Annotated in this window: 19 protein-coding genes; 6 read left to right on the forward strand and 13 right to left on the reverse strand. The window is 69.1% G+C overall.

Translation table 11 applies throughout. The annotated features are described in order from the left end of the window. Positions 1–79: 79 nt before the first annotated feature. From V3391_RS07955 to glyQ, 4 genes are all read right to left on the reverse strand, one after another. Entirely contained in the window at positions 80–4,027 is a 3,948-nt protein-coding gene (locus V3391_RS07955; RefSeq protein WP_332077906.1) for a translocation/assembly module TamB domain-containing protein, read from the reverse strand. Between the two features lies 1 nt (position 4,028). Further along, positions 4,029–5,843, reverse strand: coding sequence for an autotransporter assembly complex protein TamA (locus V3391_RS07960; protein ID WP_332077907.1), 1,815 nt, complete (start codon positions 5,841–5,843; stop codon positions 4,029–4,031). A gap of 129 nt (positions 5,844–5,972) precedes the next feature. Continuing rightward, positions 5,973–8,165, reverse strand: a complete 2,193-nt coding sequence (gene glyS, locus V3391_RS07965; RefSeq protein WP_332077908.1) for a glycine--tRNA ligase subunit beta — start codon at positions 8,163–8,165, stop codon at positions 5,973–5,975. A gap of 158 nt (positions 8,166–8,323) precedes the next feature. Further along, entirely contained in the window at positions 8,324–9,232 is a 909-nt protein-coding gene (glyQ, locus tag V3391_RS07970) for a glycine--tRNA ligase subunit alpha (protein ID WP_332077909.1), read from the reverse strand. A gap of 418 nt (positions 9,233–9,650) precedes the next feature. Between glyQ and V3391_RS07975 the strand changes: the two genes are divergently transcribed. From V3391_RS07975 to V3391_RS07985, 3 genes are all read left to right on the forward strand, one after another. After that, the gene (locus V3391_RS07975; protein WP_484498653.1) at positions 9,651–11,144 is read left to right on the forward strand and encodes a GspE/PulE family protein; all 1,494 of its coding nucleotides are present in this window, start codon (positions 9,651–9,653) and stop codon (positions 11,142–11,144) included. 192 nt (positions 11,145–11,336) lie between these two features. Next, positions 11,337–12,068 (forward strand): glutamine amidotransferase, encoded by a 732-nt coding sequence (locus V3391_RS07980; RefSeq protein WP_332077910.1) that lies wholly within the window; start codon positions 11,337–11,339, stop codon positions 12,066–12,068. 1,026 nt (positions 12,069–13,094) lie between these two features. Continuing rightward, on the forward strand, positions 13,095–14,042 hold the full coding sequence (locus tag V3391_RS07985; protein WP_332077911.1) for a hypothetical protein: 948 nt from the start codon (positions 13,095–13,097) through the stop codon (positions 14,040–14,042). 7 nt (positions 14,043–14,049) lie between these two features. Here the strand turns inward: V3391_RS07985 and V3391_RS07990 are convergent, their stop codons facing one another. From V3391_RS07990 to V3391_RS08010, 5 genes are all read right to left on the reverse strand, one after another. Then, the gene (locus V3391_RS07990; protein ID WP_332077912.1) at positions 14,050–14,751 is read right to left on the reverse strand and encodes an RDD family protein; all 702 of its coding nucleotides are present in this window, start codon (positions 14,749–14,751) and stop codon (positions 14,050–14,052) included. Further along, positions 14,748–15,500: a twin-arginine translocase subunit TatC gene (gene tatC, locus V3391_RS07995; protein WP_425497244.1), complete on the reverse strand. Its 753-nt coding sequence runs from the start codon at positions 15,498–15,500 to the stop codon at positions 14,748–14,750. The genes V3391_RS07990 and tatC overlap by 4 nt, the downstream gene beginning before the upstream one ends. Further along, positions 15,490–15,972 (reverse strand): Sec-independent protein translocase protein TatB, encoded by a 483-nt coding sequence (gene tatB, locus V3391_RS08000; RefSeq protein WP_425497223.1) that lies wholly within the window; start codon positions 15,970–15,972, stop codon positions 15,490–15,492. The genes tatC and tatB overlap by 11 nt, the downstream gene beginning before the upstream one ends. Before the next feature lie 15 nt (positions 15,973–15,987). Beyond that, positions 15,988–16,218 carry a Sec-independent protein translocase subunit TatA gene (gene tatA / locus V3391_RS08005; protein ID WP_332077914.1) on the reverse strand — a complete coding sequence of 77 codons (231 nt, stop codon included), beginning with the start codon at positions 16,216–16,218 and terminating at the stop codon, positions 15,988–15,990. Between the two features lie 80 nt (positions 16,219–16,298). Then, positions 16,299–17,183, reverse strand: a complete 885-nt coding sequence (locus V3391_RS08010) for a lipid-binding SYLF domain-containing protein (RefSeq protein ID WP_332077915.1) — start codon at positions 17,181–17,183, stop codon at positions 16,299–16,301. Between the two features lie 152 nt (positions 17,184–17,335). Between V3391_RS08010 and hemH the strand changes: the two genes are divergently transcribed. Together hemH and V3391_RS08020 are read left to right on the forward strand one after the other, a co-directional pair. Beyond that, on the forward strand, positions 17,336–18,319 hold the full coding sequence (gene hemH / locus V3391_RS08015) for a ferrochelatase (RefSeq protein ID WP_332077916.1): 984 nt from the start codon (positions 17,336–17,338) through the stop codon (positions 18,317–18,319). Continuing rightward, positions 18,316–19,176 carry an alpha/beta fold hydrolase gene (locus tag V3391_RS08020; protein WP_332077917.1) on the forward strand — a complete coding sequence of 287 codons (861 nt, stop codon included), beginning with the start codon at positions 18,316–18,318 and terminating at the stop codon, positions 19,174–19,176. Before hemH ends, V3391_RS08020 begins: the two co-directional genes overlap by 4 nt. A gap of 36 nt (positions 19,177–19,212) precedes the next feature. On the opposite strand, the gene V3391_RS08025 is transcribed toward V3391_RS08020, so the two are convergent. The 4 genes from V3391_RS08025 to ttcA form a co-directional block, all read right to left on the reverse strand. Further along, positions 19,213–19,689, reverse strand: a complete 477-nt coding sequence (locus V3391_RS08025) for a hypothetical protein (protein WP_332077918.1) — start codon at positions 19,687–19,689, stop codon at positions 19,213–19,215. Positions 19,690–19,776: 87 nt separating this feature from the next. Then, the gene (locus tag V3391_RS08030) at positions 19,777–20,556 is read right to left on the reverse strand and encodes a M48 family metallopeptidase (protein WP_332077919.1); all 780 of its coding nucleotides are present in this window, start codon (positions 20,554–20,556) and stop codon (positions 19,777–19,779) included. Positions 20,557–20,629: 73 nt separating this feature from the next. Then, positions 20,630–21,532 carry a recombination-associated protein RdgC gene (locus V3391_RS08035; RefSeq protein WP_332077920.1) on the reverse strand — a complete coding sequence of 301 codons (903 nt, stop codon included), beginning with the start codon at positions 21,530–21,532 and terminating at the stop codon, positions 20,630–20,632. 140 nt (positions 21,533–21,672) lie between these two features. After that, positions 21,673–22,581 carry a tRNA 2-thiocytidine(32) synthetase TtcA gene (ttcA, locus tag V3391_RS08040; RefSeq protein ID WP_332077921.1) on the reverse strand — a complete coding sequence of 303 codons (909 nt, stop codon included), beginning with the start codon at positions 22,579–22,581 and terminating at the stop codon, positions 21,673–21,675. A gap of 112 nt (positions 22,582–22,693) precedes the next feature. Between ttcA and V3391_RS08045 the strand changes: the two genes are divergently transcribed. Next, the gene (locus V3391_RS08045) at positions 22,694–23,347 is read left to right on the forward strand and encodes an NAD(P)H-binding protein (RefSeq protein WP_332077922.1); all 654 of its coding nucleotides are present in this window, start codon (positions 22,694–22,696) and stop codon (positions 23,345–23,347) included. Positions 23,348–23,369 lie beyond the last annotated feature (22 nt).

The following is a 23,369-nucleotide window of genomic DNA, read 5'->3' on the forward strand; positions in this document are numbered from 1 at the left end:
AATCGATGGCGCACTCCTTTCGACCGTCGCCCCAGCGTCAGCTGGGACGACGCGCCAAGCGGAATCGTTCGCTAGATTCCTACCGCTCGTGCCGCCAGTTCACCGAACCGCGGTTCTCCAGCGTGCTCGATTCGATCTCCACGTCGAAGCCTGCGCGCAGCAGGTACTTCAGCGTCAGCACCTGGCCGGTGCCGAGCAGCGACACGCCGAAGCCGACGTAGAGTTTCGGCGAAAGCTGCTTGCCGAAGCCTAGCACGCTGCCGCCCAGTGCACGTGACTGGCTGATGCCGGCGTTGTCGAGGCCGATCTTGCTGCCGAGCTGGCCCGCGACGAGGTTGCCGCCGGCGTTGAGCGCGGCCGCGGCGGCGTCGATCTGCTGGCCTTCGTCGCTGGTCAGGCTGGAGGCCGAACGGCCCAGCGCGAGATACGACAGCGCCTGCGAATCGTCGCTCGACGGATTCGTCCACACGTTGACCTGCGGCGCCGACGCGCGGCCGCTGACGTCGATGCCGGCGGTGATGTCCTCGGCATCGATCCGGCGCTCGGCACGCACATCGAGCATCGGGTCCGACACCGGGCCATTGTTGAAGACCAGATTGCCGCGCGTGACCCGCAACTCCTGGCCGTAGGCCTTGTAGCGGCCGTCGACCGCGAGGCGGCCGTTGCCGGTCATCTCCCGGCCCGGCACCGCGCGCACGCGCAGCTGGCCCTTCATGCGGCCGTCGAAGCCGAAGCCGCGCAGGCCGACGTTGTCGCCGACGGTGAGCGTCAGATCGAGTTCCAGCGCCGACGCGGTGCTGTTCTCTTCCGGGTCGACCGGATCGAGCACGACCACGTCGGGCGACACCGACACGCCTTCGCTCAGGCGTTCGAGGTCGAGCAGCGCGACGTCGACGAACACCTTGCCGGTGACGTTGAGCGGCTGCAGCGCGGTGTAGCGCACGGTGATGTCCGGCGACGCGATGATGTGCATGTCGCTGGTGTCGGCCACCAGCACGTCGGTGCCGCTGACCGTCAACACGACCGGCGTGCCTTCGCCCTGCCAGCCGATGCCACCGCCGATGTTCAGCGTGCCGGTGCCCGAACGCACGCTGCCGGCGATGCGCGCGGTGCCGTCGGGCAGCGCGTCGAGATTGATGTTGCCGTCTTCGAGCGCGATCGCCAGCGACGGGATCTCGGTCGAGAAATCCGCCAGACGCGCCTGGCCCCCGATCGTCGGCTGCGAACGCGTGCCGCCGATCGTGACGTCCGCGGTGAGGCGGCCGGTGGGTTCGACGATATCGGGCGAGAACAGCTCGACGAAGGTCAGGTCTTCGACGTTGGCGACCAGCGAACCCGACAGCGACGAATACGCATCCCAGCCGTTGGTCACCTGCGCCTGCACGCGGCCGACTTCGTTGAGCGTCGTCGACAGCGTCGCGCTGAGGCGGTTGGCATCGAACTCCGCGTCGAGGCGGAAATCGTCGTAGGTCACCACGTCGTTGCGCGCGCGCTCCGACGTGCGCACGCCGCCGCTCGCCGAGCGGATGCTCGCGCTGCCGACGAAGCCGTTGCCGACCGGACGCGCGCTGCCTTCCAGTGCGATCTCGCCGCGCAGCACGAACGGACGGCCGCCATCCTGCTCGGGCAGATACGGCGTCGCCAGCGCGAGCGGCAGGTCGGTGCCGGTGATCGAGACGCCCTGACGCGGCCAGTCCGCGCTCGCGCACAGCGAGCCGCCGCCGCTGGAGGCGAAGCAGCTTTCGGTCAAGGTGTAGCGCGTGCCGATCTGCTGGAACTGCGCCGGCGACTGCAGCGCCCAGCTCGCGCCGGTGGCCGGTGCGAGGCGCAGATTGGCGAGCGTGCCCTGCCAGTTGCCGTTGCGGCTTTCGGCGTTGCCCGACAGGTCCACCGTGCCGATCTCGCCACGCGCGCTGGCGTCGAGCTGGAGTTTCTCGATCGCACCGCGCGCCGCGAGGCGCACTTCGTCGAGGGCGATGCCGGCATTGACGCCGGTCGCGACGACGTCCAGCGAACCGGTGTCGCCACGCCACGGCAGGCGGCCCTGGATGCGCGCGCTGGTCGCCGCGTAGTCGCCGTATCGCAGTGCGCTGCCGGTGAGATCGGCGGCGATGTCGGGCGCGGTGCGCGCGCCGGTCACGCGCACGGTGCCGCGCAGCACGCCGCCGGTATCGGGCAGAAAGTCGGCGAGCTGCAACGGCGCCAGCGTCGCGTCGATGTCGAGGCGATCGGTCACGGTCGCGGTCGCATCGACGCGGCTGCCGCCGAGCGACAGCGCGACCTCGCCTTCGAAATCGGTGCGGCCGGCGTCTCCGGCAGCGGTGGCCGGGCCGTGCATCGCGAACGTCGCGCGGCCATCGAGCCGGCGCCCGCGCAGCGTGCCGCCCAGATCACTGGCGTCCACTGCGACTTCCAGGCCGCCGTCGTCGCGGGTGTTGCCGGTCGTGGCGAATGTGCCGTTGACCGCACCCTTCCAGTCGCGCGCGAAGTAGCCGGGATCGAACCCGGCCAGCGTCGCGTCGAGATCCCACTGCAGCGCCGGCGCCCAGGCGACGTCGCCGCTGGCATCGAGCGTGCCGGTCGGCATCGTCACGCGCGCGGTCTGCAGGCGCATGCGCTCCGCGTCGCCGCGGCCGTCGAAGTCCACATTCGCGCGCAGCCCGTCGCGTTCGACGGTGGCCTTGCCGATCGCGGCCCACGCAGCGGTGCTGCCGGCGATGCCCAGATCGGCGTCGGCAGTGATCGGCGGCGCGGGTTCGGCGGCGTCCGGATCGGCGCCGAACTGCAGGCCGCGCGCATTGGTCGCGAAGCGGAAGCGCACGTCGCCCGGCTCGGCGACGTCGGCGAAGCCGCGCAGCGTGACCCGGCCGTCGAAGAGATCGACGACCAGCGGGTCGAGATCGAGGCGCTGGTCTTCCAGCTTCGCCTTGGAAGGCTGCAGCACGACGCGGATCGGATTCGCGTCGGCTTCGCCGTATGTGGCATTGCCCTGCAATTCGGCGGCGCCGCCCTGGCCATCGGCGCGGATGTCGAACGCCAACGGTGTGCCGGGTTCGCCACTGCCCATCAGCAACGCGGGATCGAGGCGCGTGCTGTCGGCGCGCAGCGCCCAGCCGGGATTCTCGCGGCCACGCAGCGTCACCACAGCCTTCAGCGGTGCCGGCACATGACCGACCACGGCGATGTCCAGGCGCGACAGATCGCCACGCGCGACCAGACCGATGCGCGGACGCGTGCGCGCCGGCGGCGCGGGCATCAGCGCGCTGGCGGTGACGTCCATGCGGTAGTCGTCATCGGGCGCGTAGACGCCGTTCGCGGTGAACAGGCCGCGGTCGCTGTCGACGACGACGTTCGCGAGATTGAGTTCGCCCTGCTGCGCGTCGAGGCCACCGCGCACGCTGCGGATGTCGATCAGCGATTCGCCCGCCTGCTCGACGCGGAAGCCGTCGATGCGGATCGTGTCGGCCTGCAGCGACAGCGGCAGATCGATGCGCGGCAACGAGTCGGGCCAGCGCGGCAGCTCGAACGGGGTGTCGACCGGCGGCGGCATCGACAGCACGGCGTTGTCGATGTCGAGTACGTCGAGCCGCAGGCGACGGCCGACCAGCGGCATCACCGCCGGATCCACCGTCACCCGCTCGGCCTCGAACACCAGCACGCGCGGTTCGTCGCATTCGCCGTAGGGGACCGGCTGTTCTTCGACATCCGGGCAGCTGCGCTGCACGTAGCGCACGTCGTACATCGTCAACGGGCCGGAGGCCGGGCCTTCGGCCGCGCGCCAGGTCAGTTCGGTGCCGGCGGGCAGGCGCGAGGCGACCTGGTTGAGCAGGAAATCGCGGCCGCCGAAGGTGGTCAGCAGCCACCACACGACGATGATCAGCAGCACGATCAGTGCGGCAATGCCGATCGCGCTGCGGATCGCGAGCTTGCGCGCCCGCGCGCGGCGACGTGCACGCAGTTCGGCGATGCGCGCCTCGCGCTCTTCGGGGGTCAGATCGTTGGGCAGACGGTGACGACCGAACACCATGTCAGAACTCCGCGCCGATCGACAGGCCGATCGTGAACGACGAATCGGGGTTGTCGAGACCACGTGCGATGTCGAGTTTCAGCGGTCCCACCGGCGATTTGTAGCGTGCGCCGATGCCGACGCCGGTGCGCCATTCCGGCGAGGTGCCGTCGAAGGCGTCGCCGCTGTCGACGAACACCGCCGCGCCGATCGTGTCGGTGAAATAGCGTTCGAACTCGACGCTCGCGGTGACCACGTTCTTGGCACCGATCGCGAATGCGCGGCGGCCATCGCGCGCGGGAATCCGCGGGCCGACCTCGCGCCAGTCGTACCCGCGGATGCTGCGGTCACCGCCGGCGTAGAAGCGCAGGCTGGGCGGAATGCCGACCAGCACGTCGGTGAAGGTGTGGCCGAGCTCGCCGCGCACGATCAGGCGGTTGCGCTCGCCGATCCCCTTGAACCAGCTCGCGCGCACGTGGACCTGTCCGAACGAAGCGTCCGAGCCCACGCCTTCGAGGCCGCCGCGCAGCATCACCGAACCGCCGATGCCGCTGGTCGGGAACAGGCGATCGTCGACGTCGATGTATTCGGCGCGCAGCGAGGGATAGGCGAAGGTGGCGTAGCGGTACAGCGCGCCGGCGAACTCGTCGTCATCGACGACCGGATTGTCCGGATCTTCTTCGGGCGCATAGGCCCAGCGCTCGCGCAGCACGTGCAGGGAGGCGACGAGATTGAGGAACTCGTTGTACTGGCCGTTGCGGCTGCCCACCAGTTCAACCCGTCGCGAATCGATGTAGTCGGTCTGTTCGTCGGCCATCTGCAGGCTGGCCGTGTACCAGCCGTCGAGCCAGGCGAACGCCGGCACGCGGTACTGCAGGGTGAGCGTCTTGCGGCGTTGCGCGTAGTCGAGCTGCGCGAGTGCCTTGTGGCCGCGCATGTTGACGTAGCGGCGCTCCACGCCGAGGCGGATACCGGCGCCGCTGTCGGTGCCGTAGCTGACGCCCGAGGTGTATATGCTGCGCTTGGCCGGGGTGAGCGTGACCTTGACCGGCACTTCGCGGCGTTCGTTGGCCTGGTCGACCTGCGGCTCGATGTCGATGTCGGAGAAGTAGTCCAGCCGGCCGAGCGACGACCGCAGGCGGTCGATACGGCCCTGGTGGTAGTAACTGCCTTCTTCCCAGTAGACGAGGCGCTCGAGCAGATCGTCGTTGATGACCTGCTCGGGCGTCTGCTCGAACGTGGTCGCGCCCATGTTGTAGCGATCGCCGCTGTTCCAGACCACGTCGATGTCGGCGGCGAAATCCGCGCGCGTGACTTCGACGCGGCGCGAGGCGAACTCGGCGTCGAAGTAACCGCGCTCGGTGAGGCGGCGGCTGAGCTGGTTGCGGCTCGCGTCGTATTCGGGATGGTTGAACACCGCGCCTTCGCTCGGCACGAAGCGGGCGATGTCGCGGGCCAGGTACCGGTCCTGCCCGCCCTCGCCGATGATCGCGATGTCGCTGTTGCGCACGCGCACCGGCTGGCCCGGATCGACGACCACGCGCACCGAGAGCACGTCGCCTTCGCGGCTGCGCTGCACGTCGATGGTGGGCGAGTAATACCCGAACGGTTCGAGCGCCTTGCGTGTCTCGCGCTCGGCCTCGCGCAGCAGATAGCCCATGCGCCGGCCGGAGATGTCGCGGCCCACCGCATCCTGCAGACCGAGCGAGACGCGGACGTTCTCGGTCATCTCCTCGTCGAGGCCCACGATGTCGACGCGTTCGACACGCGCAGCGTGCGCCGCGGCCGACGAACACAAGAGAAGGACGGCGGCGAGACACACGTGAACACGAGGCATCGCGCGAGGATACCGGAGGCGCGTCAAGAGACGATTAACGGGCAAGCCTCGATATCCCGTGGGAGCGCGCTTGCGCGCGATTGACTCGGTGCAAAAGCCCCATCGCGCGCGCTCCCACGACGGCCCCTGTCAGCTCGACAGATGCTCGATCGCAGCCACGCTGCCCAGGCGCTCGGACAGGCGCTTGAGCAGGGCGAGACGATTGGCGCGCAGCGCGGCATCGTCGGCATTGACCATCACGCTGTCGAAGAACGCATCGACCTGCGGCCGCAGTCGCGCCAGCTGCGTCAGCACCGACACGTAATCGCCGTACGCGAGCGCGTGCCCCGTTTCGCCATGCACCGCTTCCACGGCTTCCGCCAGCGCGGCCTCGGCCGGCTCGCGCAGCAGCGCGGGATCGACGTCGCCGGGAATCGCGACGTCCGCCTTGCGCAGGATGTTGCGGATGCGCTTGTCGGCCGCGGCCAGTGCGTCGGCTTCAGGCAATGCGGCGAAGGTGCCGATGGCATCGATGCGGCGGTCGAGGTCGTACAGCGACTTCGGCCGCAGCGCGGCGACCGCGTTGAACTGCTGCACGGTCACGCCCTTGTCGGCGTAGTAGCCCTTCAGGCGGTCGAGGATGAAGTCGTAGAGTTCGTCGACTTCTCCAATGGAAAGCGCACGCTGATTGGACTGTGAGGTGCTGACGTCGGCGCCTTTGGCGATTGCCTCGTTCGCTGCTGCAACCTTCGCTTTTAGGGCTGTCTTCGATACCGCTTCGATCGCCAGCGTATGTGCATCGACAAAAAGCGACTTCAGATCAAGATCAAAGCCGCTCTCGATCAAGGTCCGCGCCAGACCCAGCGCATTGCGCCGCAGCGCGAATGCATCCTTGTTGCCGGTCGGCTTGAGACCCGCCGCGAAACCACCGGCCAAGGTGTCGAGACGCTCGGCGATCGCCAGCACCTTGCCCAGCGGGGACAGCGCGATGTCATCGCCGGCGAAGCGCGGCTGCCAGGCCTCGTCGAGGGCGTTCGCCAACGACGCGCGATCGTCATCGGACAGGCCGGCGAGTGCCGAATCCTGCTTGGCGTAATAGCGCCCCGCGATGCCCTGCAGTTCCGGAAACTCGTTGACCATGCGCGACTGCAGATCGGCCTTCGACAGCCGCGCGGCCTGCTTCGCGAGGGCGGCATCCACATCGACCTGCGGCGCGATGACTTCGGCCAGCGCGGCGACGCGCAGGGTCTTGTCGGCCACGCTGCCCAGCTTGGCCTGGTAGGTCACGGTGCTCAGGCCGTCGTTCATCGCCGACAGGCCCTGCTTGAGGTCTTCGTCGAAGAAGAACTTGGCGTCGGCGAAGCGCGGACGGATCACGCGCTCGTAGCCCTTGGCGACTTCGATCGGATCGCGCGATTCGATGTTCGCGATGCCGATGAAGTGTTCGGTCAGCCGCCCGTCCTGCAGCACCGGGAAGAACTTCTGGTTCGCTTCCATCGTCGCGATCAAGGCTTCCTGCGGGACCGCCAGGAATTCGTGCTCGAACGTGCACGCGACGGCCTTCGGCCATTCGACCAGGCAGTTCACCTGCTCGAGATTGTCTGCCTCGATGCGCGCATCGCCACCGAGCGCGCGGGCGACGCCGTCGACTTCCTGGACGATCCGGCTGCGACGCGCATCGGCGTCCACGAGCACCTTCGCGCTGCGCATCGCCTCGACGTAATCGCCGGGCGCCGCGATCTCGACCGCGGCGTCGTGCATGAAACGATGGCCGCGACTCGTGCGACCGCTGCGCACGCCGAACAGCCCGGCGTCGACGACGGCGTCGCCGTGCAGCAGCACCAGCCAGTGCACCGGCCGCGCGAACGCATAGGCGTGCGCGCCCCAGCGCATCGGCTTGGGAATCGGCATCGCCGCGATGGCTTCGTGCAGCACGTCCGGCAGCAGCGCCGACGTCGCGGCGCCCGGCGTCACCGCGCGATGCACGAAACGCTCGCCCTTGGCGTCGCTGGTTCTCTCCAGCGCCGTCCAGTCGAGACCGGTCTTCGCCGCGAAACCCTGCAGCGCCTTCGTCGGCTGGCCGTCTGCATCGAGCGCGATGCTCAGATACGGCCCCAGCACTTCGGAGCGCTGCTCGGGCTGCTCGCGCGCGACGCCCGGCAGCAGCACCGCGAGACGGCGCGGCGTGTACAGCGGCTTCGCATCGCCGCGGTCGACCGCGACGCCGCGCTTGTCCAGCGCCGCGATCACGCCGTCGAAGAGCGCCTGCGCCAGGCCGGGCAGGGCCTTGACCGGCAGTTCTTCGGTGCCGAGTTCGATGAGGAGGGGATGCATGTCAGTCATGGCGATTCGATCCAGAAGAAATTCCCTTCTCCCTCTGGGAGAAGAGCATGCCCCGTAGTTGATACGGGGTGGCGCGCAGCGCCGGATGAGGGCGCTTTAATGGCAGTGCGCGAAAAGCGCCCTCACCCCAACCCCTCTCCCGCGGGCGGGAGAGGGGCTCAAGCAGTTTCGGTCCCGCGCTTCAGCCCCGGAAATCCCAGTGCTTCGCGCTGTGCGTAGTAGGCCTTGGCCACGCCCTGCGCCAGCGTGCGCACGCGCAGGATGTAGCGCTGGCGTTCGGTCACGCTGATCGCGCGGCGCGCATCGAGCAGGTTGAAGCTGTGGCTGGCCTTGGTGACCTGCTCGTAGGCCGGCAGCGGCAGGCCCAGCTCGACCAGTTTCAGCGCCTCGGCCTCGCATTCGTCGAAGCGGCGGAACAGGACTTCCACGTTCGCATGTTCGAAGTTGTAGGCGCTCTGCTCGACTTCGTTCTGGTGATACACGTCGCCGTAGGTGACCGGCGTGCCGTCGGGGCCGTGCGTCCACACCAGGTCGTAGACGTTGTCGCAGTTCTGCAGATACATGCACAGGCGCTCGAGACCATAGGTGATCTCGCCCAGCACCGGCTTGCACTCGATGCCGCCGGCCTGCTGGAAATACGTGAACTGCGTGACCTCCATGCCGTTGAGCCAGACCTCCCAGCCCAGGCCCCAGGCGCCGAGCGTCGGCGATTCCCAGTTGTCCTCGACCAGGCGCAGGTCGTGCACCTGCGGATCGATGCCGAGCGCCTTCAACGAGTCGAAATACAGCTCGACGATGTTGTCCGGATTCGGCTTCATCGCCACCTGGTACTGGTAGTAGCGCTGCAGGCGGTTCGGGTTGTCGCCGTAGCGGCCGTCGGTCGGGCGGCGGCTCGGCTGCACGTAGGCGGCATTCCACGGCTCGGGGCCGAGCGCGCGCAGGAACGTGGCCGGATGGAAGGTGCCCGCGCCCACCTCGAGGTCCAGCGGCTGGATCAGCACGCAGCCCTGCTTGGCCCAGTAGGTGTTGAGCGTGAGGATCAGCTCCTGGAACGTCGGTCCGGTCATCGGGAAAATCGCGTCTGCGGCGGCGCGCTAGTATAGCGGGCCGCATCAAAGCGCCCGACGCACCGTGCGCCCTGGAGGACCCGGCTTGAACGATCCGCGCGCTCCGCAGCATTCGACCGGCACCCGTGCGCCCGCCGTCTTCGGTGGCCGCCTGCCGCCGGGCCGCCTGACCCTCGACCCCGTGATCGACGCGCTGCTGGCCGATGGCCTGCTGACGCCGGCCGATGCCGATCGCGCACGCGCGAGTGGTCGCAACACGCGCGGACTCGACACCGTGCATCCGCTGGTGCTGCTGGCCAATCTCAAGCTGCCGTCGGCGCGCCGGCCCGGCACCGAACTGGGCCTCGAAGCGCTGACCGAATGGCTGGCGCAGGCCACCGGCCACATCTATCTGCGCATCGATCCGACCAAGATCGCGGTGGGCGATGTCACCGATCTGTTCTCGCACGCCTACGCCAAGCGCCACCGCATCCTGCCGGTCGAGGTCACGCCCGACCGCGCGCGCATCGCCACCAGCGAACCGCTGGCGCTGGACTGGCTGACCGACATCCAGCGCCTGCTGCGGCGCGAGATCGATCTGGTCGTCGCCAATCCGCTCGATCTGCACCGCTACACGATGGAGTTCTTCGGCGTCACGCGCTCGATCCGCGGCGCCAAGGACGGACGCGAGACCAGCAGCAACGCGCCGACGTTCGAGCAGCTGGTCGAGCTGGGCCGCTCGGGCGACGTCAACGCCGACGACCACCACATCGTCCACATCGTCGACTGGCTGCTGCAGTACGCCTACGAGCAGCGCGCCTCCGACATCCATCTCGAACCGCGCCGCGACGTGGGCCGCGTGCGGTTCCGCATCGACGGCGTGCTGCACAAGGTCTTCGAAATGCCGCCGCCGGTGATGACCGCGGCGGTGAGCCGCATCAAGGTGCTGGGCCGCATGGATCTCGCCGAACGCCGGCGTCCGCAGGACGGCCGCATCAAGACGCGTTCGCCCGGCGGGCGCGAGGTCGAGATGCGTCTGTCGACGATGCCGACCGCCTTCGGCGAGAAGGTCGTGATGCGCATCTTCGACCCCGACACCGCATTCAAGCCGATCGAACACCTCGGCTTCGATGCCGGCGAGGCGGCGGCGTGGAACGATCTCGTCGCACGTCCGCACGGCATCGTGCTGGTCACCGGTCCGACCGGCTCGGGCAAGACGACGACGCTGTACTCGACGCTGAAGAAACTGGCGTCCGACGACGTCAACGTCTGCACCGTCGAAGACCCGATCGAAATGGTCTCGGTCGAACTCAACCAGATGCAGGTCCACAACGCGATCGACCTGACCTTCGCGCAGGGCGTGCGCACGCTGCTGCGCCAGGATCCCGACATCATCATGATCGGCGAGATCCGCGACCTCGACACCGCGCAGATGGCGGTGCAGGCCTCGCTGACGGGCCACCTGGTGCTGTCGACGCTGCACACCAACGACGCGCCGTCGGCGATCACCCGCCTGCTCGATCTCGGCCTGCCGCATTACCTGATCGCCTCCACGCTCAATGGCGTGCTCGCCCAGCGCCTGGTGCGCACCCTGTGCCGCCACTGCAAGACGCCGCAGCCGGTCGATCCCGAAGGCTGGCGCGCGCTGCTCGGCCCCGACAGCGACGTGCCGCCGCCGGAGACCGCCTGTGGACCGGTCGGCTGTCTGGAGTGCCGCAACACCGGTTACTTCGGCCGCGTGGGCATCTACGAACTGATGCCGATCACGCCCGCGCTGCGCGCGAAGATCCAGCCGGACATGGCGCTGTCGGGCTTCAGCCGGACCGCCGTCGGCGAAGGTCTTCGCACGTTGCGCATGGCCGGTGCCGAGAAGGTCGCGCAAGGCGTGACCACGGTGGAAGAAGTGATGACGGTGCTGCCGCCGCGGGAGTAAGGGGCTCGTGCGTCGTGGCGCGGACTTGTTGCGAGCGCGATACGCGACGGTCTGCGCACCTCTCCCTCCGGGAGAGGTCGACGCGCTAGGCGCGTCGGGTGAGGGCAGGGGCATCGAGGCGCGATCCCAGACCAACGCCCACCCGTCCCGATCCGCTACGCTGCGCCGTCTTCCTGTTCCGGCTGCCCCTCGATGTCGTCCGACCGCCGCTTCCTGATCGTCGAAACCGGCCAGCCCGTGCCCTCGATGCGCCGCTATGGCGGCTTTCCGCACTGGATCCGCGTCGCTGCCGGTCTGTCGGAACGTGACGCAGTGGTGGTCGACGTCGAACACGGCGCCGCGCTGCCCGATGCGCACGATTTCGCCGGCGTCATCGTCACCGGTTCCGGCGCGATGGTCACCGACCGCGCCGACTGGAGCGAGCGCAGCGCCACCTGGCTGCGCGACGCGGCGCATGCCGGCGTCCCGCTGTTCGGCATCTGCTACGGCCACCAGCTGATCGCCCATGCGCTCGGCGGCGAAGTTGGCCCCAACCCGCGCGGTCGCGAGATGGGCACGCTCGACATCGACACGCACGCGGCGGCGTCCGACGACCCGCTGTTCGCCGCCGCCGGCCCACGGTTCCTCGCCCAGACCACGCACCTGCAGAGCGTCCTGCGCCTGCCAGACGGTGCGACCCTGCTCGCCCATTCCGCACTCGAACCGCACCACGCCTTCCGTTGGGGCGAGCGCGTCTGGGGCGTGCAGTTCCATCCGGAGTTCAGCGCCACTCACATGCGCGGCTACATCCGCGCGCGCTCGGGGCCGCTGTACCAGGAAGGGCTCGATCCGGTCGCACTGGTCGCGGGTGTGCGGGCGGCGCCGGCGGCGCGGGCGGTGCTGCAGCGGTTCGTACGCTTCGCAGGCGCGTTGCTGCGCGACTGATGCTGTCGCCGTCATTCCCGCGCAGGCGGGGTTTTCAACAGACGCATGTCCGGTCATCCAGGGACATTGCGTCGCTCGGCTTTTGCTTCGCGGTTGCGGTTGCTCCGGCTCCGGTTTTGGCTTTGGCTTTGGCTTTCAGCCTTTGATTTCAATCGAGCCGTAGAGCGAGCCGAGCATCGCAGGGCGGCGGGGTCGAAGAGCAGCCCATGTCTGAGCGCAGCGAGTTTGGGCTGCGTGCCCCGTCGTCCGAGAAGCGCAGGGGACCGGCACGGCGCAGCCGTGTCGGATCGCGTCCGGCGAAGACGGTTTTGCTTACTTTTGCCAAGACAAAAGTAAGCCGCGCAACAGCGCGGAAGCCCTGTCTTTGATCTTCGCTTTTGCCGTTGACTCGCATCTCTCGAGCCGAAGAATCAAAGTCGCAAAGCGACGAGCAAACAAGATCGAGCAAGTACAGAGCTTTCGCCCGCTGCGCGTGCGAGTCCCTTTTGGATGGACCCAAAAGGAACCAAAAGGTCCCTTCGCCGGACGCGAGCCGACGCGATGAGGCCGCGTCGGTCCCCTCCGCTCCTCGCCTGACGCGGCACGCAGCCCAAACTCGCTTCGCTCAGACACGGGCTGCTCTTCGGCCACGCCAGGCTCCGGTGCTCGGCTCGCTCTACGGCTCGATTCAAGTCAAAGGCCGCCAGCCAAAGCCAAAAGCCAAAGCCAGGGCCAAGGCGAAAGCCGAAGCCGAGCCAAGGGCCAGAGCCAGAACAAGATCAAGATGGATTACCGGACATGCGTCCGTTGAAAGCCCCGCCTTCGCGGGAATGACGGCGTGGACGCGGAAGCTTCGAGCCTCGCTGCCTGCTGCCCGCGCCCGCCGCGCACCGACCGCTGTTGTCGGAAGCGAGCGGGGTCCCCCGAAGCAAACCGCCGCCATTGCGGCTGAACACACAGCGCATCCCAGCGGCGTCTCCAATGCATGCGATACGATGACGCCCTTCGTGGCGCGTCCACGCGACAGACACCTGGAATACGGCGGAAATGACGACTCGGACGGTAGGGGCCGGCCACGGCTGGAAGTGGATCGTGCAGGGCGTCAATGTGGGTCGGTCCAATCCGCGCGCGGTGTACGGCGCGACGGCGATCGTGGCGCTGCTCGCGCTGGTGCCGAACGTGTTCCAGGCGATCGCCCAGCTCGCGTTCGGGCTCGATGCCAGTACCCAGGTCATGCTGATCGGCGCCACGTCGCTGGTGTCGATCATCGTCTATCCGCTGCTGATCGCCGGCGTGCTGCACGTCATCGACGCGGCCGAGCACGGGCGTCCCGCGCAGCCGACGGACCTGTTCGCGGTGTTCACCGGCGGCAACGCCGGGCGCCTGATCGGCTTCGGCGTGCTGATGGGCGCGCTCTACATCGCCACGTTCTACGCGCTGGTGAGTGCGTTCGGCGACGGCGTCGTCGACTGGTACATGCAGGTGCTGACCATCAGCCAGGAAATGAGCGCGCAGACCGGGCCGGCCACACCGCCGGATCTGCCGCTGCCGCCGGCCGGCATCGGTCCGCTGATGGCGCTGGCGATCTTCTTCGGCGTCTACTACGCGACCGTCTACGCGATCGGCCTGGGCCAGGTCGCGCTCGGCGGGCGTCCGGTGTTGCAGGCGTTCACCGACGGCCTCGGCGGTGCGCTGCGCAATGTGCTGCCGGTGGTCGTGGCCGCTGCGATCGCGATGGCCGGTGGCTTCGCGCTGATGCTCGCGTTCGCGATGGTCGTGACCATCATCAGCGTCGTCGCCAGCCTCGTGCATCCGGGCCTCGCCGCGCTGCTCGTGCTGCCGCTGTATCTGATCCTGCTGCTGATCCTCTACATCGTGATGTTCGGCGCGATGTACGCGATGTGGCGCGACGTCTGTGGTCCGCAGGACGACGCGTCGACCGGTGGTCCGACGCCGGGTGCCGGCAGCCCCGACAACAGCCGCATCGAACTCTGACGACGCGTCAGAGCCCGAGCGTCGCGTCCAGCGCGGCGGCGACGCTCCGGTCGAGCTGCTGCATCAGCAGCGCCAGCAGCAGGCAGAACACCGGCGGCTGCAGCACCAGCCACAGACGGGCCGGCATCGGCATCGGGGCATCGGTCAGCCGCACCACGTGTGTGCCGGCGATCCTGTCGTGCAGCGCCTGGTAGCGCGGCGCACGTGCGGCCATCAGATGGCCGATGTTGAGGCTCACCCACGACAGCAGGCCGGCCGCCGTGCGCAGGCCGGCGCGCACGTAGCCCGGCGGCAGTCCGTCGTCGTCGACCACCTGCAGGCCGAGCAGGCGCTTGCCCGGCGTGGCCTGCCAGCGCGAGCCCTCGAAGCCGGTGAACCACACCAGCGCGAGCAGCGCGAACAGCGCCATCGTCGGCAGGGTCAGCGAGGTGATCGCCAGCGCCAGCGCGGTGATCGCGACCTGCAGCGCAGGATCCGCCATCCACGCCTGCCACAGCGCGGCCGGCGACGCGGCGAGGTCGAGTGTCTGCTGCATCAGTGCGGCCATCGCCTGCGCCAGTGCATCGATCGCGCGTCCGCAGGTCTCGAGTGCTTCGCACAGGCGCCGGTGCATCAGCGCGACGACCAGCACACCGATCGCCGCCGCATCCAGCGACCACGCCGTGTAGCGGCGCAGCAACGGCGTGGGCGCGGCGACCGGCGGACTCATGCCTCGTCGCGCACCGCGTCGGGTTTGGGCGCGAGCAGGCGCGCGGCGATGATGCCGGCCTCGTAGAGCAGGCACATCGGAATCGCCAGCATCAGCTGCGAGACGACATCGGGCGGGGTGATGACCGCGGCCAGCACGAACACGCCGACGACCGCATAGCCGCGCGCCTCGCGCAGCTGGTCGGTGGTCACCCAGCCCAGCAGCACCAGGATCACCAGCGCCACCGGCAGCTCGAAGCTCAGGCCGAACGCGAGGAAAATCACCAGCACGAAGTTCAGATAGGCGTTGATGTCGGTCATCATCGACACGCCATCGGGCGTCACCAGCGTCAGGAACTTGAACACCGACGGCAGCACGAGGAAAAACGCGAACGCGCAGCCGATGTAGAACAGCGCGACCGCCGACGCCAGCAGCGGCATCGCGAGCCGCTTCTCGCGCTTGTAAAGGCCCGGCGCGACGAAGGCCCAGGCCTGGTAGAGCAGCCACGGCATGGTCACGACCAGCGCGGTGAAGAACGCGAGCTTCAGCGGCGCGAAGAACGGCGAGGCGACTTCGATCGCGATCAGGTGCGCGCCTTCGGGCAACTTGTCGAGCAGCGGCTGGGCGAGCAGGCCGTAGAGCTTGTTGGCGAACGGCAGCAGGCACAGCAGCACGAGGCCGGTACCGGCCAGACCGCGCATCAGGCGCATGCGCAGTTCGATCAGATGGTCGATCAGGCTGCCTTCGCCGCCGTCTTCGTCAGCGTGCAGCGCCACGATCGGTCTCCTCGTCGGCGGTGGCCGTCGCCGGGACGGGCGGGCGGGTGGGATCGCCGGCGATCGCGTCGGGCGGCAGCGGCGGTTCCGCCGGCGGCGCGGGATCGGGCAGGGCGTCGAGACTGCGATGCGTGGCCGGGGGTTCGCTGGACATGCGGCGCGCCTGGGCGACCAGATCGCCGGCTTCCTTGCGCACGTCGTCGAGGCTGCTGCGTGCGTGCTGCTCGGCATCGCGCAGCTGGGTGCCGACGTCCGCGATCGAACGCTGGGCATCGCGCACGCTGCGCTTGAGGTCCTCGGCGGCGAGTTCGCGTTCGAGTTCCGACTTCACCGAATACCACTGCGCCCGGGCACGACGCACCCACAGGCCTGCGAAACGGGCCGCCTTGGGCAACCGCTCGGGACCGAGAATGATCAGCGCGACCAGCGCGATGATCATCAATTCGCCGGTACCGATTCCGAACATCGAGCGCTGTCCGCGTCAGCGCGGCGGCAGGTCGTCGTGGCGCGTCCTGTCGGCCTCGCGGGCCGCGGCGTCCTGCCGCGAACGGTCGTCGAGACGCTCGGGCGTCTCGTCGTCGTGCATGCCTTTCTTGAAGCCCTTCACCGCTTCGCCGAGATCACGGCCGGCGCCGCGCAGCTTCTTGGTGCCGAAGACCAGCAGGACGACAACGAGGACGATGGCCCAATGCCAGATGCTGAAACTGCCCATGGCGGGATTCCGGGAGCTGCGGGTGGTCTCGCAGGATAACGCACCGCACCCGCACGCAGCGTGCGGGTGCGCGCTGCACTTCAGTATTCGGGCAGCGGTTCGACGGTCGCCGGCTGGTCGTCGACGTTCTGGAAGCCCTGCGTCGACGGCTGGCCCTGCTGCGGCTGCACGGGCGCGGTGGTGGTCTCGGGCACGTTCTGGATCGCCGGCGTGTACGCAGGCTGCTGCGCGCTGCGTGCGACCGGCACCGCGGTGCCGCCCCGCGAGACGCGCGCGGTGGCGCTGGCTTCTTCCAGACGGTCGCGGAAATCGACGACCGCGCTCGACGGCGCGGTGCCCGGGCGGTTCTCGAGAATCGCGCGCGGCGTGGTGGTGCGACCGTAGACGGCGATGTTCGCGTCGTCGTCGATCTGCAGCACCGCGCCATCGAGTGCGACGCCGGCGAACAGGCCGCGCGCGCGCGACCACGACCAGATCTCCGCCTTGAGCTGGCCGTCGGTCAGCGCGGCCGCGTTGCGGCCCACCGGGCCTGCGGCCACGCCGGCATCGGCGCCGAGGGTGAACTTGCCGTTGACGATCGATTCCAGGCTGCGCTCGTTGCGGAACACCAGCACCACGTCCGAGGACTGCACGCCGGCCTGGAAGCCGATGCTGCCGCCGGTGATCTTGACGAAGGCCGGGCTGGACCAGGTGCCTTCGGGCGTCTTGACCGACATCAGGCCGTGGCCGCGGCGGCCGCCGATGATCAGGCCCGCCTTGATGGTGTCGGGAATGACGACGATCGCCCGCGCTTCGTCGAGCAGCTTGTCGGGGATGCCCGATTCGGGAATCGCCTGGATCTCGTTGAGCACGCGCACCGCGTTCTGCGCCCGGGCGTCTTCGGTCGGGCCGGCGACGGCAGGCCCTGCGACGAACGCGGTGGCGAGGGCGGCAACCAGCACGGTGTGGCGGAACGGACGGGTCATGGTGGCTCCGGGGCAAGGGCGCGAATCGGACGCGCGCTGACATGCGCACGCAGAACGGATTCAGGCTAGTGACGGTGCAATGAATCGCACATGAGTTTTTCCGCAGCACCCGGACGCTGCCATTGCGCCGGTGCGCCTGCCATTCTATGGGGATGTCCGAATCCCCCTCTCCGAACGCCGCGCGCGACGCCGTCGTGCTCGTCAATCTCGGCACGCCCGACGCGCCGACGCCGAAAGCGGTGCGCCGCTATCTCGCCGAATTCCTGCACGACCATCGCGTGGTCGCGCTGACCCGCTGGCTGTGGTGCCCGATCCTGCACTTCGTGATCCTGCCGTTCCGCTCCCCACGTGTGGCGAAACTCTATGCCGGCGTGTGGATGGAGGACGGCTCGCCGCTCGCCGTCCACACCGCGCGGCTCACGCACGCGGTGCAGGCGGACATACCCGAAGCCGAGGTGGTCTACGCCATGCGCTACGGCAATCCGTCGCTGCGCCGCGTGCTGACCCGCCTGCGCGATGCGGGTCACGCGCGCGTGCAGGTGCTGCCGCTGTATCCGCAGTACTCGACGACGACGACGGCATCGGTGCGTGACGTGGTCGACGATATCTTCGGCGCCACCGGCATCGCGCAGATGCGCGACGACTATCACCTGGATCCGGATTGGGTCGAGGCCGTGGCCGGATCGATCCGCGCGCACTGGGACGTCCATGGCCGCGGCGAGCGCCTGCTGTTCTCCTTCCACGGCATTCCACAGCGGCTGGCCGATGCCGGCGATCCGTATCCGCTGCAGTGCCGCGCGAGCGTCGATGCGATCGTGCAGGCGCTGGGCCTCGCGCCGGACGCGGCGATGCTGACCTTCCAGTCGCGCTTCGGTCGCGAGCCGTGGCTGCAGCCCTACACGGACGAGACGCTCAAGGCGCTGGGCGGCGATGGCATCAGCGTGATCGACGTCGTGTGTCCGGGCTTCGCGGTGGATTGTCTGGAAACGCTGGAGGAGATCGCGCTGCAGAACGCGGAGATCTTCCATGCGCACGGGGGCAAGGACCTGCGCTACATCCCCTGTCTCAACGACGCGCCGTCGCATGCGCGCGCGCTGGCCACGCTGACGCGTCGCGACCTGGCGGTGCGCGCATGAGCGGCGTCGCGCAGGCGCAGCCGTTCGAGGTCGAGATCGGCATCGGCACCGTGCGCGGCCTGCGCTTCGGCACCGTCGGCGCACGTCGCGTGCTCGCGTTGCACGGCTGGCTCGACAACGCCGCGAGCTTCGTGCCGCTGTCCACGTACTTCGACGGCCTGGACGTGGTCGCGCCGGATCTGCCCGGCCACGGCCGCAGCGTGCACATGCCGGTCGGCACCGATTACACCTTCGTCGGCGCGGTCCACCAGGTGCTCGACATCGCCGACGCGCTGGGCTGGGACCGGTTCGCGCTGCTCGGGCATTCGATGGGCGCGGGCATCGCCAGTCTCGTGGCCGCGGCGGTCCCCGAGCGTATCGAACGGCTGGTCGCGATCGAAGCGCTGGGCGCTCTGCCGGAGAGCGAAGCGGACACCGTACCGCGCCTGCGCGAAGCGGTGATGTCCTCGCGCAGCCTGGGCACGCGTCCGCTGCGCGTGTTTCCCGATCTCGAAGCGCCGATCCGCGCGCGCATGCGGGTCAATGCGCTCAGCGAACCCGTCGCGCGCCTGCTGGTCGAGCGTGGCGTGCAGCCGGTCGAAGGCGGCCACGTCTGGTGCAGCGATCCGCGTCTGACGATTCCCACCGCCGTGCGCATGACGCCCGGCCAGGTCGATGCGCTGATCGCCGGCATCGAATGCCCCACGCGCGTGATCTACGCCGACCCGCCGCAGGTCTACCTGCCCGAACCCGACCGCTCCCGCCGCGCGCGTCTGCTGCCCGACGGCGCGCTCACCGTCATCACCGGCGGCCACCACCTGCACATGGAACAACCCGCGGACGTCGCCGCCGCGATCGGGGATTTCCTGCAGCGCTGAGCGCCCGCGTCGTCGGACGGCTTTCGACTGCGTCCTTCAGAGCCGCGCGGTGCCGTCCTGCAGCTGCAGGCTCACGATCACGCCCGGATCCTCCGACGGCTGCGCCGGCTGGTTGCGGTCGAACGCGAACAGCGCGCTGCGACCGTCCTTTTCGAACGCGAGGACCGCACTGTCCTCGCCGTGATGCGTGACGAGCCGACGCTGCCAGCCGTCGTGCTCCATCGCCCGCCGGGTTTCCTGCGACAGCGCCACCACCTCGCCGTCGGCGAGCAGGTTGATGATCTGCGTGCCCGGCATGTCGGTCAGCGTGTCGATCGCGTAGCGCGCGGGCAGGTGCACGTCGCGCGGGAAATCCGCAGGCAGTGCCAGCGACGTCGCCCGCGTCGGCACCGGCGTCGCTGCGACCCGGTCGCCGCGCGCATCGAAGCGGATCGTCGTGCCCAGCGCGTCGCCGGGTTGGCGGCAGCCGGGCAGCAGGACGACGAGCAGCAGGGCCAGGCACGGGCGGACCATCGCGTTCTCCGGCGGCACCGGCCGCACATTCCGGTCAACGCGAGCGCGGCCCGGAAGCGGCCACCGGGCGGCTCGAAAACTTCCGGGTCAGGCCAGCAGCGCGTGCAGATCGGCCTTGAGCCGGCGGCCGTGGTCGCGGAAATAGTCGCGCGCGTCGCGCCAGGCCGGGCAGCGCGCTTCGACTTCGCTCCAGAACCGGCGCGAATGGTCGGCGTGGATCAGGTGGCAGAGCTCGTGCACCAGTACGTATTCGAACGCCGAAGGCGCGCCGAGCACCAGCGACAGATCCAGATTGAGCGTGCCGTCCGGCGCGAGCGAGCCCCACTGCGAGGACATCACTTTCAGGCAGATGCGCCGGGGCGTGCGCGGAAGGCCCGGCAAATAGGCCGGCAGCCAGCGGCCGATGTCGGCACGTGCCTGCGCTTCGTAGAACTCGCGCAACGCGCGTTGCAGCGCGGCGGGGCCGGCGTGCTCGGGCGACACGAACGTCAGCGCGCCGTCGTCGTCCATGCGCACATGACTGAACCGCCCGCTGCCCCAGTGCAGCGGATGCAACACGCCGCGCAGCGGCAGCTGCGTGGTCACGCCACGCTGCAGCGGCGCCGCTTCGCCATGCGCCGCGATCTGCGCGGCCAGCCACGCGCGGTGCTGCTGCAGGAAGGCATCGCCGGAGACGAGACTCGCGCGCAGCGGCAGGGTCAGACGCGCGCCGCGTTCGCTGACGCTGAGACGGATGCGCCGCGCGCGCGGATCGCGCACGCGCAGCACCTCGATCTCGCGCCCGTCCTCGAGCGTCAGACGGAGCGAGTCGCGCTGGATCGAAGCGGGCTTCGCGGAACGCGACAACAGGCGCGACAGGGACGGCATGCGCGGATTGTAGTGCGCGCACGCCGCGCGGTGGTCTGCGGTGGACGCACGCATGCGCCCACGGACAGCAGGATCACTCCGCCTTCGACAGCTTCAGCGCGCCTTCGAGCACCGTGAACAGGCGCTTGAACTCGCCGCGCATCAGCGCGAAGCGGGCATCGAGTTCGGCGCGCATGTCGTCGTTCTCGGTGTGCTCGAGCGAATCCAGTGCGCCGTCGAGCAGCTTGAACTTGCGCACGATCAGATCCTCGCCGAGCACGAACGAGACGTGGTCGTCGAGATTGAGCGCGAGCTTGGTGACCTGCTTGCCGGCATCGAGATGGCGGGTGATCTCCTCGCACTGCAGATCCTGACGCTGGCAGCGCACGATCGCGCCCTGGTCGGACGGATCCTTGAGTTCGCATTCCTCGCCCAGCGTCAGGCCGTCGGGCAGCGGCTCGCCGGCGATCCAGCCGGTCATCACGCCACGCGGGGAGACCTCGGCATTGAGCGGCAGCGCGGGAAAGCTGCCCAGCGCGGTGCGGATCTGCGACACCAGGTTTTCCGCACTCTTGCGGCTGGACGAGTTCACCGCGACCACGCCGTGCTGGAGGTCGATCAACGCATCGCTGCGCACCGGCTTCACGAACGCGCGCGGCATCAGTTCCTGCAGCAGGTCGTCCTTCATCTGCTTGCGCATCTTGCCGCCGGGCTTGCGGCCCTGCTTTTCCTCGAATTCCTCGATGCGCCGCGACAGCAGCTCATTGACCACCGGGCCGGGCAGGATCTTTTCCTCGCCGCCCACGGTGACCCAGATCGTGTCCTCGATGCGGTGCGCCATCACTTCGGCCTCGCGACCCAGCGGCGAGACGAAACCGTGCGAGGACATCTCCAGCGGGCCGACCGGCTTGAGCGGGAATTCCGCCAGACGCGCGTCGAGCTCGGACAGGTCGAGGTTGGTGGGGAAGCGGAACAGGGTCAGATTGCGAAAGAACATGGGGCTGATGAGTCCATTGGAAGTGGGGAGGGACGCCGCAGGGACGCGGTGGCGTCAGAACGTGCGGGATACGGGCCTGCGCCGCGCGTGGACAGGCGTGGACGGCCGGCGCCGCGTCGACGCGGCGCGGATGGCGGTGGTCATGCCTCCCGCATCGCGATGTCGATCGGCGCGTGCGGCGCGTCGGGCAACCAGGCGTCGATCGCGGCAGGCGCCGCGCCGGCACCGGACATGCGGAAATCGAACAGCGCCGGATCGCTGAGCTGCGACGGGCTGACATTGCCCAGCGAGCGCGCGATCGTCTCGATGCGTCCGGGCGTCTCGCGCTCCCAGGCCTCCAGCATCTTCTGCACCTGTTTGCGCTGCAGGTTCTCCTGCGAGCCGCACAGGGTGCAGGGGATGATCGGGAACGCCCTGGCCTGCGCATACGCGGCGATGTCGGCTTCGGCCGCGTAGGCCAGCGGACGGATCACGACATGCTGGCCGTCGTCGCTGCGCAGCTTCGGCGGCATGCCGCCGAGTTTCGCGTGGAAGAACATGTTCAGGAAGAACGTTGCGACCAGATCATCGCGATGATGGCCGAGCGCGATCTTCGTGAATCCGTGCTGCTCCGCGTGGTGATACAGCGCGCCGCGACGCAGGCGCGAGCACAGCGCACACATCGTCTTGCCTTCAGGGATCACCCGGCTGACGACCGAGTAGGTGTCCTGCTCGATGATGTGGAAGTCGACACCGCGCGATGCCAGATAGTCGGGCAGCACGTGCGCGGGAAATCCGGGCTGCTTCTGGTCGAGGTTGACCGCGGTGATCGAGAACGCCACCGGCGCCCTGGACTGCAGCTGCAGCAGGATGTCGAGCAGGGTGTAGCTGTCCTTGCCGCCCGACAGGCACACCATCACCTTGTCGCCGGCCTCGATCATGCCGAAGTCGGCGATCGCGCGACCCATCTGGTGGCGCAGCCGCTTGCCGAGCCTGTGCACGGCCGGCGCGTCATGGCGCGGATCATGCGCGCGCGACAGCGGTTCGTGCAGGGGCAGGACGGTACTCATCGCGCCAGTTTACCGGGCGCTCCAATCGGCCGTACGGCAACATCCCCGCGACCGCGCGCCAACACGCGCCATGCCAGGCTGCGACGCCATTCCTGTTGAACGGAGAGCGCACATGTCGCGCATCGTCATCATCGGCGGCCATGGCCGCGTCGCCCTGCAGCTGGCCCGGCGCCTCACCGGAAGCGGACACGCCGTGACCGCGCTGTTCCGCAACGCGGCCCACCGCGACGCGGTCGCCGACACCGGCGCGACGCCGGTCGTTTTCGACATCGAGCACGCGCAGACCGATGCCATCGCCGCGCAGCTCGCAGGCCACGACGCGGTGATCTGGTCGGCCGGCGCAGGCGGTGGCGATGCCGCGCGCACCTATGCGGTCGATCGCGATGCGGCGATCCGCTCGATCGACGCCGCGGCCAGCGCCGGCGTGCGGCGCTACGTGATGGTGTCCTACATCGGCGCCGGCTTCGACCACGGCATCGCACCGGACGACGGCTTCTTCGCCTATGCGCAAGCGAAAGCCGCCGCCGATGCGCATCTGCGCGACAGCGCGCTGGACTGGACGATTCTCGGCCCGGGCCGGTTGACCGATGACGCCGGCAGTGGCCGTGTCGCCGACGGGACGGAGGCCGACAGCGGCACGCCGGTCTCGCGCGCCAATGTGGCGGCGGTCGCCGCTGCCGCGCTGGACGCGCCGGGCACCGTGGGCCGCACGCTGGATTTCGTCGATGGCGACGTGCCGATCGGGACCTTCGTACGCGGCGACTGATCGCCGGCACGTGCGGATGGCC

Source organism: Luteimonas flava (assembly GCF_036584485.1).
Classification (GTDB): Bacteria; Pseudomonadota; Gammaproteobacteria; order Xanthomonadales; family Xanthomonadaceae; genus Luteimonas; species Luteimonas flava.